Origin of the sequence: Aminivibrio pyruvatiphilus (assembly GCF_004366815.1) — a bacterium.
Lineage (GTDB): Bacteria > Synergistota > Synergistia > Synergistales > Aminobacteriaceae > Aminivibrio > Aminivibrio pyruvatiphilus.
On record NZ_SORI01000001.1, the window covers coordinates 65,586 to 78,457 of the forward strand.

Annotated in this window: 4 protein-coding genes; 1 reads left to right on the top strand and 3 read right to left on the bottom strand. The window is 60.4% G+C overall.

What is annotated here, in order from left to right; translation table 11 throughout:
- Positions 1–2: 2 nt before the first annotated feature.
- Positions 3–1,415, bottom strand: a complete 1,413-nt coding sequence (gene uxaC, locus C8D99_RS00240) for a glucuronate isomerase (protein WP_133955158.1) — start codon at positions 1,413–1,415, stop codon at positions 3–5.
- 462 nt (positions 1,416–1,877) lie between these two features.
- On the opposite strand from uxaC, the gene C8D99_RS00245 reads away from it, so the two are divergent.
- The gene (locus C8D99_RS00245; RefSeq protein ID WP_208321018.1) at positions 1,878–10,739 is read left to right on the top strand and encodes a GH36-type glycosyl hydrolase domain-containing protein; all 8,862 of its coding nucleotides are present in this window, start codon (positions 1,878–1,880) and stop codon (positions 10,737–10,739) included.
- 74 nt (positions 10,740–10,813) lie between these two features.
- Here C8D99_RS00245 and C8D99_RS00250 read toward each other — a convergent pair whose 3' ends face one another.
- Positions 10,814–11,557: a TIGR03915 family putative DNA repair protein gene (locus C8D99_RS00250; RefSeq protein ID WP_133955160.1), complete on the bottom strand. Its 744-nt coding sequence runs from the start codon at positions 11,555–11,557 to the stop codon at positions 10,814–10,816.
- Positions 11,558–11,559: 2 nt separating this feature from the next.
- Positions 11,560–12,795 carry a putative DNA modification/repair radical SAM protein gene (locus C8D99_RS00255; protein WP_133955162.1) on the bottom strand — a complete coding sequence of 412 codons (1,236 nt, stop codon included), beginning with the start codon at positions 12,793–12,795 and terminating at the stop codon, positions 11,560–11,562.
- Positions 12,796–12,872 lie beyond the last annotated feature (77 nt).

The following is a 12,872-nucleotide window of genomic DNA, read 5'->3' on the forward strand; positions in this document are numbered from 1 at the left end:
TGTCAGGCGGAATGGAGCCGGAAGTACTCCTTCGCGTTGTTCCAGCAGATGTCCCGGACCATGCCGCCCAGCAGGGCATAGTCCTCCGGAATCTCGCCCCTTTCCACGTCGCCGCCGATGATATTGCAGAGAATTCTCCGGAAGTACTCGTGTCTCGGGTAGGAGAGAAGGCTCCTGGAATCGGTGAGCATTCCCACGAATCCCGAGAGCACGCCCACGGAGGAGAGAGCCTCGATCTGCCTGGTCATGCCGTCCTTCGTGTCGGTGAACCACCAGGCGGAGCCCATCTGCATCTTTCCCGGCGCCGACCCGTCCTGGAAGCACCCAAGGATGGAGGGGATCATGTCGTTGTCCCTGGGGTTCAGGGAGTACACGATGGTCTTTGCCAGCTTTCCGGTCCTCTCCAGCCTGTCGAGGAGCCGCACGAGGGGGCGCCCCTGCTCGAAGTCGCCCATGGCGTCGTATCCCGTGTCGGGCCCGAGCTTTGTCAGCATCCGGGAGTTGTTGTTCCTCAGCGCTCCCAGGTGGAGCTGCTGGGTCCACCCCTGGGAGGCGTCCATGGACAGAAGTTCGTAGAGCACCGCCGAGCGGAACCTGAGGAGGGGTTCCCCGGAGAGGGCACGGCCGCTCCTGAGAATGGCGAAGGAGGTTTCCACCTCTTCCGATGTCCAGTCGGAGGCGTAGCAGGTTTCGATGCCGTAGTCGGAGAGGCGGCATCCGTTGTCGTGGAAGAACTGGTGTCTCTTCCAGAGGCATTCGATGAACCGGCCGAAGGAGTCGATCTTCACCTCCGCCAGTTCCGCCAGCCGGTCAAGCCAGGGATTGAACTTCTCCGGGAGGTGTCCTTCCAGGGCCCTGTCGGGCCGGAAGGCTGGAGCGACAATGGTCTCGAAGCCGCTCTCCCGAATCTGTCTGTGCTCCTCGAGGGTGGAGGAGGGATCGTCGGTGGTGCAGAGGGCCTCCACCTTGAATTTCCTGATCAGGGATCTCGCGGAGTATTCCTTCTTCCCGAGGAGGGCGGTGCAGTGGCTGTAAATCTCGCCCGCGGTGTCGGGATTCAGGAGTTCGTTCACGCCGAAGACCCTCTGGAGTTCGAGATGGGTCCAGTGGTAGAGAGGGTTGCGGACGATCCGGGGTACCACCCCCGCCCAGGCGGCGAACTTGTCCTCGTCCGGGGCGTCGCCGGTGATGAACCGTTCGTCCACGCCGCAGGCCCTCATGGCCCTCCACTTGTAGTGGTCGCCTCCGAGCCAGATTTCCGTGAGGTTCTTGAACTGCCTGTCCGAGAGGATGTCCGAGGGGGGGATGTGGCAGTGGTAGTCGAAGATGGGCATGGGCGCCGCGTATTCATGGTAGAGTTTCTGGGCGGGCTTGGATTCGAGAAGGAAATCCTTGTCCAGGAATTTTTTCGCCATAGCGTCTCCTCCTTGCTGGTGGTTTCGTACTTTGAAAATGTATTTTACTCTATGGTAAGAATTTTTGCACTGGGAAATCGAAAAACTATACACGACGGAAGCTGTATCAGAATTTGAAGGAGTAGATATTGAGGTATCAGGAGAAAAAAGGTTTGGGAACCTTTCCGGAAGTGTCCAGGGTGGCCCGCCTCAGGGAACCGGTGATTGTTTCCGGACTTTTTCCCGTGAGCGGCGGGTAAAGGTGTTCCCCGGTATATCGATTTCCTGCGGAAAAATTTCACCTGCAATATCCATCTCTGCTTTGAGATGACTATATTCCTGTCCCTTTACACCCTGTGCAGGCGGGCTTGACAATCCCCCACTCAAAATATAAAATAATCAATAATATAAATAATATTCTATTTTTTATAAACGTGATCTGAGCGCCTTCCTTCCTCAGGTTCCGCAGAAGGAGACATCACAATGGACAGCAAATCCCTTTGGAAAAAAATCTTGTCCTTCATGAGTTTGCGAAGGTTGCGTTCCACATACATGAGCGGTGCAGAAGATTCTGCAGTGTATAATTCCCGCGGAAAACAGTTTTTCGGACGGGCTCAGGAAGTCTCCTTCGGAACAGAGCTGTTCAGTGCAGATCAGATGGAGCAGCATGGGAAAATTCTTGCGCGCAGGCATCGTGTGCAGTCCGGACATCCACGGGATTCTCTTCTGCCTCTGCTGGATGGAAACGAGAAGCTCCTGCGTGAAGCTTACGGCCAGATGGAGGATGACGCCGAGGCCGGGCGCAGGATAGTGCCGGCCGGAGAATGGCTGCTCGACAACTTTCATTTGATCGAAGAACAGATCAGGACGGCCAGGCGGCATTTGCCGAAGGGATACAGCCGGGAACTGCCGTATTTGACAGGCGATTCGGCGGAGGAGTTCCCGCGGGTGTACGACATAGCCAGGGAGACGATTTCGCATTGCGACGGGCGGGTGGATCCGGAAAACCTCGTCCGCTTCGTCAAGTCCTATCTGTCGGTGACGACGCTCAAGCTGGGGGAGCTCTGGGCTATCCCGATCATGCTGAGGCTGGCGCTGATAGAGAACCTCAGGCAGGTTGCGGATCGGCTGATTGCTGCGCGCGCGTATCGCAACCTTGCGGAATTCTGGGCCGACCGGATGATCCATGTGGCGTCGGAGGATCCAAAGAACCTGATTCTGCCGATCGCCGATATGGCTCGTTCAAATCCGCCCATGGACGCTTCCTTTGTCGCAGAGCTGACTCGCCGGCTACAGGGACAGGGGACCGCTCTGACTCTGCCTTTGACGTGGATGGAGCAGCAGCTGTCGGAGAACGGCCTGACGATCGAACAGTGCGTGCGCTCCGAAAATCAGAGGCAGACGGTGGATCAGGCTTCTATACGCAACAGCATAGGCAGCCTCCGTTTTCTGGGGGCGATGGACTGGCGCAAGTTCGTCGAGACGATGAGTATCGTGGAGCAAACCCTGGAAGAGGATCCCGCCGGGATCTACCGCAGGATGGATTTTACCACCCGCGACCGGTATCGCCATGTTGTGGCGCGGATCGCAAAGAACAGTCCGTGTTCCGAGATTGACGTTGCCCGCAAGGCGATTCAGCTTGCCCGCGAAGGAGCGGCCGAAAGAGGCGACGGCGACAGAACGGCACACGTGGGATTCTATTTGATCGACGAAGGAACGGCTCGTCTTGAACGCGAGTCGGGGGGCCGCTTTTCACTTGCGTTCGGAGCGGCCGGACTTTGCCGCCGCTGCCCATTGGCGCTCTATCTCGTGAGTATCCTGCTGCTGACCGCTGTTCTCTCGGGAGGGCTCGTCGCGAAAACCCTCCTCGACGGGACGGCGACAGGTGCGGCCATTCTGCTTGGACTGCTTTCCTTCCTCTGCGCCGGTCACCTGTCGATCGCACTTGCGAACTGGCTGGCGACGCTGATGGCTTCGCCGCGCCTGCTGCCGCGCATGGACCTCTCCGGGGGCATACCGGCGGAGCTGCTGACCCTGGCAGTTACCCCGACCATGTTCAGCAGCGTTTCCGGCGTTGAAGAGCTGGTCGCGGCAATGGAAGTCCGCTTCCTGGCCAATAGGGACGATCACCTCCTCTTTGGCCTGCTCACTGACTTTCCGGATGCCGCGGAAAAAACGCTGCCGGAAGATGCGTTCCTCCTGAAGACCGCCCGGGAAAGAATCGAGGCGCTGAATGAAAAGTACCGGAGGGCGGAGAGAGATATTTTCTTCCTGTTCCATCGCCCCCGCCGCTGGAATCCACAGGAAGGCGTGTGGATGGGGTACGAGCGAAAAAGAGGCAAGCTCGCCGCTTTGAACGCGTTCCTTCGCGGCGGCGGCGAGGATGCTTTCGCCCTCGTCGTGGGAGAGATATCCGGACTGTCCGGGGTGAAGTATGTAATCACCCTGGACACAGATACACAGCTGCCCCGCGATTCAGCCCGGCAGTTTGTCGGCGTCATGGCGCATCCGCTCAATCGGGCGAGGTACGATGAAGAGCGCAGGCGGGTAACGGCCGGGTACGGCATTCTGCAGCCGCGCGTGGCGGTGAGCATTATCGGAACGAACCGGTCGAGGTATGCGCGCCTGTGGACGAGTGAACTCGGCATCGATCCGTATACAAGGGCCGTCTCCGACGTGTATCAGGACCTTTTCGGCGAAGGTTCCTTCATCGGCAAGGGGATCTATGATATCGACGCGTTCGAGCTGGCTTTGAGAGGGCGCTTTCCCGAAAACCGCATTCTCAGCCACGATCTCCTGGAGGGGTGCTACGCCAGGGCCGGACTGTTGAGCGACGTACAGCTCTACGAAGAGTATCCGTCTCGCTACCAGGCTGATGTGAGCCGGCGTCACCGATGGATTCGCGGTGACTGGCAGATTGCGCAGTGGTGCTTGCCGCGGGTTCCGGAAGCGGACGGGAGGCTGCGGAAAAATCCGCTCTCCATGCTCTCCCGCTGGAAGATCTTCGACAATCTTCGGCGCAGCCTGATGGCACCGGCGCTGATGCTCCTGCTGGCGGCGGGCTGGTTTCTTTCTCCCTCGCCTCTATTCTGGACACTTGCGGCGGCGGGTGTCATCCTGATCCCTTCTTTCATCTCCTCCGCCCTGAACCTCTTTTCAAAACCGAACGATGTCGCTCCCCGGCAGCACTTTGCCGCTGCTCTGGATTCGGCGGCGAGGGGCCTGGCCCGGGACGCGTTTACGTTCATCTGCCTGCCCTACGAGGCGTTCTTCAGCATGGACGCGATAATGCTGACGCTTGTCAGGATGGCGGTCACGAAAAAAACGATGCTCGAATGGAATCCGTCGGGAGGTCCGGAGCGTGCCGGGCACGCGGATCTCAGGGAGGCGTATCGGACTATGTGGAGTGCGCCGGTTACGGCCGTGATCGTATGCCTGGCGATCCCGTCGGCCGGGGTGGGGGCACTGTTTTTCGCGGCTGGCCCCGTACTCGCTCTCTGGTGCGTGTCGCCCGCGGTCGCATGGTGGACAAGCCGGCCTCTGACTCGACGCCGAATGCTTCCGACGGAGGAGCAGCGGGTGTTTTTGCGCAGAATCGCCAGGAAGACATGGTCATTTTTCGAGACGTTCATCGGCCGGGAAGACAACTGGCTGCCTCCCGACAACTATCAGGAGCATCCTGTTGAGGTAATCGCACACCGCACGTCGCCCACCAATATGGGGGTCGCCCTGCTGGCGAATATGTCGGCCTTTGATTTCGGCTATATATCTGCGGGGCGGTTTCTCGAACTGACGGGGCGGACTCTGCGTACCATGGAGGGGCTGGAACGGTATCGAGGGCACTTTTACAACTGGTACGATACACGCACTCTGAAGCCGCTGACGCCTCTGTATGTTTCGACGGTGGACAGCGGAAACCTCGCAGGGTACCTGTTGACGCTCCAGAGGGGAGTGCTGGCGCTTGCAGATCACAGCATCTTCGACCCCCGTTTCTTCGAGGGGCTGAACGATACCCTCGGAATCATAGCCGGGGCCCAGGCGCTCTTTTCGGGAAGCACCCAGCCTTCATGGCTCTCCCGTCTTCGCATGGACATGGAATCCGCTCTCTCCTCTGGGGCTGCGGCGCCCGAGGCTCTGCGGCTCGCACTGGAACGGCTGGAAGAATCAGCCTCAGCAGCCGCCGCTGCCGAGTCGAACGATAGGGATGCCGGGAATAATCTGAAGGGGTGGCTCCAAACCTTTGCAAGGCAATGCAGGGATGGGATTGACGAACTGACGTTTCTCGTTCCCTGGGCGGTGAATTCTTCCTCAGGGTATATCTTCGAAAACCTTCCCGATCCCGGTTCTTTTCCGACACTGCGTGAACTGGCCTTGCTGGAAAAAAAGATTCTTCCTTCGATCGAACTGCGTCGTGCCGCCTGCCCGCCTGAGGAGCGGGACGGACTCGATACGCTCGCCGGTCTTCTCGCTGAGTCGGGAAAACGCGCCCGCAAGAGGATTGAGGACACCGAAGAAATCGCGAATCTGTGCGACGAGCTTGCCCGGATGGAATACGGTTTCCTGTACGATGAAACACGCCATTTGCTGGCTATCGGCTACAATGTCGACGAGCGTCGTCCGGACGCAGGCTACTATGACCTTCTTGCTTCCGAGGCGCGGTTCGCCACGTTCGTGGCCATTTCCCAGGGGAGACTGCCGCAGGAGAGCTGGTTCGCCCTGGGGCGACGGCTTACCGCCGCCGGAGGAATTCCGATGCTTCTCTCCTGGAGCGGGTCCATGTTCGAATACCTGATGCCGCTTCTGGTGATGCCGACCTATGAGCACACGCTGCTCGACGAGACGTACAATGCGGTTGTGGCCATGCAGATCAAGTACGGGGAGATGCGCACCGTCCCCTGGGGTATTTCGGAATCTGGGTACAATGCATTCGATGTTCACCTCAACTATCAGTACAGAGCGTTCGGTGTGCCGGGACTGGGAATACAGCGGGGGCTTGCCGAGGATCTGGTGATCGCGCCCTATGCTTCGATGCTGGCGCTCATGGTGGCCCCGGAAGAGGCGTGTTCGAATCTTGAGCGTCTCTCCGCGGAAGGCTTTGAAAGCTGGTTCGGCTTCTACGAAGCGATCGACTACACTCCGTCGCGCTTACATCGCAACCAGCCGCACGCGACGGTTCGTTCCTTCATGACCCATCATCAGGGAATGGGGCTGCTCTCCCTGGCGAATCTGCTTCTTGACCGTTCAATACAGCGGCGATTCGAGTCCAGCCCGCTGTTTCAGGCGACGCTCCTGCTGCTCCAGGAACAGATTCCAAAAGCGACAGCGTTCTTTGTCGACGCCATTGAACACTTCGAGTCGCGGACTGTTTCGGGGGTTCCCGAGACGTCCATACGCATTTTCCGTACTCCGGATACGCCGAACCCGGAAGTGCAGTTGCTGTCGAACGGAAGGTACCATGTGGCGGTAACGGCTTCAGGCGGCGGCTACAGCCGCTGGAAAGAGCTTGCGGTGACCCGCTGGCGGGAGGATCCAACCCGCGACAACTGGGGCGCTTTCTGTTACATTCGCGACACGGCAAGCGGCGACTTCTGGTCGAATACCTATCAGCCGACACTGAAAAGCCCCGAGCAGTACGAGGCCATCTTCTCGGAGGGGCGGGCGGAGTTCCGTGTCCGCGATCACGAATACGACATCTATACTGAGATCGCCGTCTCGACCGAGGATGATATCGAGCTGCGCCGCATCCGCATCACCAACCGCGCGAGGACGCGCCGTGAGGTCGAGGTAACCAGCTATGCGGAGGTCGTTCTGGCTCCGCCTGCCGCAGACGCTCTTCATCCCGCGTTCAGCAATCTTTTCGTACAGACCGAAATACTCCGCAGAGAACGGGCGATTCTCTGCACCCGCCGTCCGCGGGTCGACGGAGAGGATCCTCCCTGGATGCTTCATATGATGACGGTGCGCGGGGCATCGGTGGGAGAAGCCTCCTACGAGACCGACCGGATGAAGTTCATCGGGTACGGAAACAGCGTCGAAAATCCGCAGGCGCTGGAACGGAGCGGCGGCGCCGGTCCAGCGCCGCTCTCGGACAGCGAGGGCTCGGTGCTGGATCCCATAGTCTCCATCCGCTGCCGGATAACGCTGGCCCCCGAGGAATCGGTCACGGTGAATATCGTCTCGGGCATCGGCGAAACCCGAAAACAAGCGATGGATATGATAGGAAAATATCAGGACAGGCGTCTCGCAGACCGTGTCTTTGATCTTGCATGGACTCACGGACAGGTTCTCCTGCGGCAGATAAATGTGTCGGAGGCCGATGCTCAGCTCTATTCACGGATTGCCGGTTCGATTCTCTACGCCAATGCTGCGCTTCGGGCCGAACAGAATCTCCTCGTTAAAAACCGCCGTGGGCAATCGGGGCTCTGGGGGTACGCGATCTCCGGAGATCTCCCGATTGTGCTTCTGCGAATAACCGATCCGGCCAATATCGACCTGGTGCGTCAGCTTGTGCAGGCACATGCCTACTGGCGCCTCAAGGGGCTGGCTGTCGACCTCGTGATCTGGAACGAGGACCGGGCAGGCTACCGGCAGCTTCTTCACGACAGCATCGTGGGAATTGTCTCCTCGGTTGTCGAAGCACGTTTTACCGATCGGCCGGGCGGTATCTTCGTACGGATTGCTGAACAGATCGCGGAAGAGGACCGCATCCTTTTCCAGACGGTTGCACGGGTCATCGTCTCCGACACCCGGGGAACTCTGGAGGAGCAGACCGGCGGCCGCACCTCCGGGAATGTTTCGGTTCCTCTCTTTGTGCCCGTTCACCCCCCTCTTCCCGAACAGCTTCCGTCGGCCCCGTCGCCGCGCAACGATCTCATGTTCTGCAACGGACTCGGCGGGTTCACTCCCGACGGGCGCGAGTATGTCATCACGACCGCCCGCGGACTGCGGACACCGGCGCCGTGGGTGAACGTCCTGGCCAATCCGGATTTCGGAAGCGTTGTCACCGAGAACGGTTCGGCCTATACGTGGAGCGAGAATGCCCACGAATTCCGCATTACTCCGTGGGGGAACGATCCTGTGAGCGCTTCGGGCGGCGAGGCGTTCTATCTTCGCGACGAGGAGCGCGGACACTACTGGTCGCCCGCTCCGTTCCCGTGCCGGGGAGCGACTCCGTACGTCGCCAGGCACGGGTTCGGCTACACCGTCTTCGAGCACACAGAGCGCGATATCCGTTCCGAATTGTGGATGTATGTGGCCCTGGACGCTCCGGTGAAATTCTTTGTGCTCAGGGTGCACAATCTCTCGGAACGTTCCCGCCGTCTTTCCGCCACAGGGTTTATCGAGTGGGTGCTCGGCGACCTGCGCCCGAAATCGAGTATGCACGTAATAACGGAGGTCGAGCCGAACAGCGGTGCGCTCTTCGCGCGCAATCCGTACAACACTGAGTTTCCCGGCCGAACTGCTTTCTTCGACGTGGACGAGCCGATGCGCAGCGTCTGCGGAAACCGGACGGAGTTCCTGGGACGGAACGGGACGGCGGGCGCACCCGCCGCAATGAAGCGCGCCGGTCTCTCAGGCAGAACCGGGGCGGCTCTTGACCCCTGCGCCGCGATTCAGGTCCGGTTCGATCTGGCCGCCGGGCAGGAGCACGAAATAGTCTTTCGGCTTGGCGCGTGCAAAGATGCGGACGAGGCGGCCAGACTCGTCGCCCTCTTCAAGGGACCATCCGCTGCCCGCGAGGCTCTTGACGCCGTCTGGCAGCACTGGACGCACACCCTTGGCGCGATTAATGCGGAAACGCCCGACCGTTCTCTGGACGTTCTGGTCAATGGCTGGCTTCTGTACCAGACTCTGGCGTGCCGCATGTGGGCGCGAAGCGCGACATACCAGTCGGGAGGGGCGTTTGGCTTTCGTGATCAACTGCAGGATTCCATGGCGCTTGTTCACGCGAAACCCGGTCTTGTTCGGGATCATCTGCTCCTGTGCGCATCCCGCCAGTTTCCCGAAGGGGATGTGCAGCACTGGTGGCATCCGCCGACGGGGCGGGGGGTGCGGACGCGCTGTTCCGACGACTACCTCTGGCTGCCTCTCGCGGCGTCCCGCTACGTCGTCGTGACCGGGGATTTCGGAGTCCTGGACGAAGCCGTTCGGTTTCTTCAGGGCCGTCCCCTCAACAAGGAGGAGGAGTCCTATTACGACCTGCCGGGTTATTCTGAAGAGACTGCGAGCCTGTACCGGCACTGTGTTCTGGCCATAGAGAAAGGACTTTCGTTCGGCGAGCGGGGACTGCCGCTCATGGGCTCCGGCGACTGGAACGACGGTATGGACAAGGTCGGGCTTCAGGGGATGGGGGAGAGCGTGTGGCTGGGTTTTTTCCTCTACGAAGTGCTTTCGCGTTTCGCAGGAGTCGCCCGCGCTTATGGCGATGCATTGTTCGCCGAACGGTGCGAACAGGAGGCTTTTGTGCTGTGTCTCAATATTGAGAAAAGCGGATGGGACGGAGAATGGTATCGGCGTGCCTACTTCGACGACGGCTCTCCTCTCGGTTCGGCGGAGAACAGCGAGTGCCGTATTGACTCAATCTCCCAGAGCTGGTCGGTTTTGTCCGGCGCAGGGGACCATGACCGCACCGTTCAGGCGATGGAGTCGGTGGATACGCATCTGGTCAGCAGGGAAGACCGTCTTGTCAAACTGCTTGACCCGCCCTTCGATAGGTCAGAGCCGAATCCCGGGTATATCAGGGGGTACGTCCCCGGCGTACGGGAGAACGGCGGTCAGTACACCCATGCCGCCGTCTGGGCCTCCATGGCTTTTGCCCGGCTGGGGGATGCGCCCCGCGCGTGGGAAGTTTTTTCGATGATCAATCCGGTGAACCACGGGCGGACCCCTGAAGAGGTCGATATCTACAAAGTGGAACCGTATGTCGTCGCGGCTGATGTGTACGTAGCTCCGCAGCATTTGGGCCGCGGCGGATGGACATGGTACACGGGATCGGCGGCATGGATGTACCGCCTGATCGTCGAGTCGCTTCTCGGACTCGTGGTCGAAGCGAATACGCTGCGTTTCATTCCGTGTCTTCCTCCCGAGTGGGAGGGGTGCACGATACACTACCGGTACATGGATACGGTCTATAACATCAGGATGCTGCAAAACGCCGGCGCGCCACAGGGGACCGCTTCTTCTCCCTTAGGGACACCCCCCCCTGAAACCATGGGGATGACGGTCGATGGCGCCGAACAGAGCGGCGGTATCGTGCCGCTCGTGAACGACCTGCGCGAACATGAGGTGGAAGTACGGTTTTCGGTTGCGCGCGGTTCGAATGCCGCCGGGAGGGAGATTCAATAGAGAGACCGCTCCGCAACTGCGCTTTCTCCGGCAGACTCCTGATTTTTGCCGGTGCGCATGGTGGGCGAATCCATTCACTCGGCAGGAGGCTCTTTTTCCGGAAGGTATTTCCAGTACTTTTTCGGCATGAACTGCCGCTGCAATTCCGCATTTTTCCTGGTCTGCACCGCCGTGGAGGAGAAATATCGCTTCCAGAGGTCCCTGATCTCCCGTTCCCTTCCGGAGAGAGGCAGGGGCCCGCCGGTCCGGAAAGCCGATACACGCCAGATTCCATTTTCATACACCGCCGCCCTGTTTCTGCCCGTGTCGTGGATGATCCACCGCTCACCTCCGAGCCTCCGGGCGAAATGGCCGGCCACAAGGGGAAGGATGTCTCCTTCCGGTTCAAAGGGAGCGTAGAGCACCCCGCCCAGTTCCGAAAACCGGAGAAGGCCGAGAAATCTGTGCCGCTCCCTCGACACGGCCCGCCCCGCCTCGTGTACGGTTCTCACCCTATCGTCCGCCAGGAGTCCCGCCGCCCGGGGTCCCATGGTCCATGCAAGGGCGAAATAGCGGTAGACAGCCATTTCCCTCTCAGGCATGGCGCTGAGAAAGGCGTAGTATCCGGCGGCGAGGATCCTTCGAGAAAATCTGGCGGCGAGGGCGGTGCGCACGGAAGCCGCCAGCCGTTCATCGGTGGCCGTGTGTACGGTTTCGAAGAGGAGGGGCTGGGTCTCGCCTGCCCTGAGGATTCCCTCGGGCCGTTCTTTTTTGAGTGCCGATTCATGGATCAGGCAGAGAAATCCGTTGAAGGTTCCGTCGAAGGTCCAGACGGCCATGATCAGAACTCCAGGCGGAGCTGGCGGAGATTGTCCTTCCCCGGGGGAGGGGAGGCGAGCAGCCTCCTGAGGTCCCCGCCGGCGGGAAAAGCGGGAAATGCCGCACTTTTGCAGGAGATGAAGAACCGGGCCCTTTTCATCACCACGCCCAGTTTTGTCAGGTCGTCGCCGTCGAGGAGGTGCCCCCTCCTGGCGGAAAGAATTCTCCTTGCGGACCTGACGCCGATTCCGGGAACGCGGAGGATTTCCTCGCAGGACGCCCTGTTCACGTCCACCGGAAAGAAGTCCGGGTGGGCCAGGGCCCAGCCCGTCTTGGGGTCCAGGGCTTCGTCGAGGTTGGGCTGCTGGGGGCTCAGGACTTCTTCGGCCTTGAAGCCGTAGAACCGGAGGAGCCAGTCCGCCTGGTAGAGGCGGTGTTCCCTGAGCATGGGCGGCTTCGTGGCGGGGGCGGGAAGGAGAGGGTTTTCCGCCACCGGGATGTAGGCGGAATAGTAGACCCGTTTGAGCCCGAAGCTCCGGTAGAGTCCTTCGGACAGGCGCAGGATGGTGAAGTCGTTCTCAGGGGAGGCGCCCACCATGAGCTGGGTGCTCTGCCCGGCGGGAACGAAGGCCGGCCCTGACCGGCCGGATTTCCGCCATTTCCTCCGCTCTTCGATGGTACCGCCGATGAAGGCCATGGGCCGGAGGATGGAGTCCCGGCTCTTCTGGGGGGCCAGGGCCCGAAGGCTTGTCTCGGAGGGCAGCTCGATGTTCACGCTCATCCTGTCGGCGAGGAGCCCGAGGGTGCCGAGAAGGGAGGGGGAGGCGCCTGGGATGGCCTTGGCGTGGATATACCCTCCGAAACGGTGCTCCTCCCGGAGGATTTTCGCCGTCCGGACGAGCTGCACCATGGTGTCGTCCGGGGAGCCGACGACGGCCGAACTGAGGAAGAGTCCCTCGATGTAGTTCCGGCGGTACATCTGGATGGTCAGATCGGCGAGCTCCCGGGGAGTGAAGGTCGCCCGCGGGATGTCGGCGCTCCGCCGATTCACGCAGTAGGCGCAGTCGAAAACGCAGTCGTTGGAGAAAAGGACCTTGAGCAGGGAGATGCACCGGCCGTCGTCGGACCAGCTGTGGCAGATGCCGCCGAGGGAGGTGCTGCCCACGGCGCCCCGTCGTCCGGCGCTTCCGCTGGACGAGCAGGATACGTCGTATTTCGCTCCTTCCGCGAGGACCGCGAGCTTTCCCAGGGTCTCCATGGCAACCTCCGCAGCATATATGATAACAAAATGTTAGCATTTTGCGGACGAAAAGAAAAGAGGGGGAGGAAAGGGGA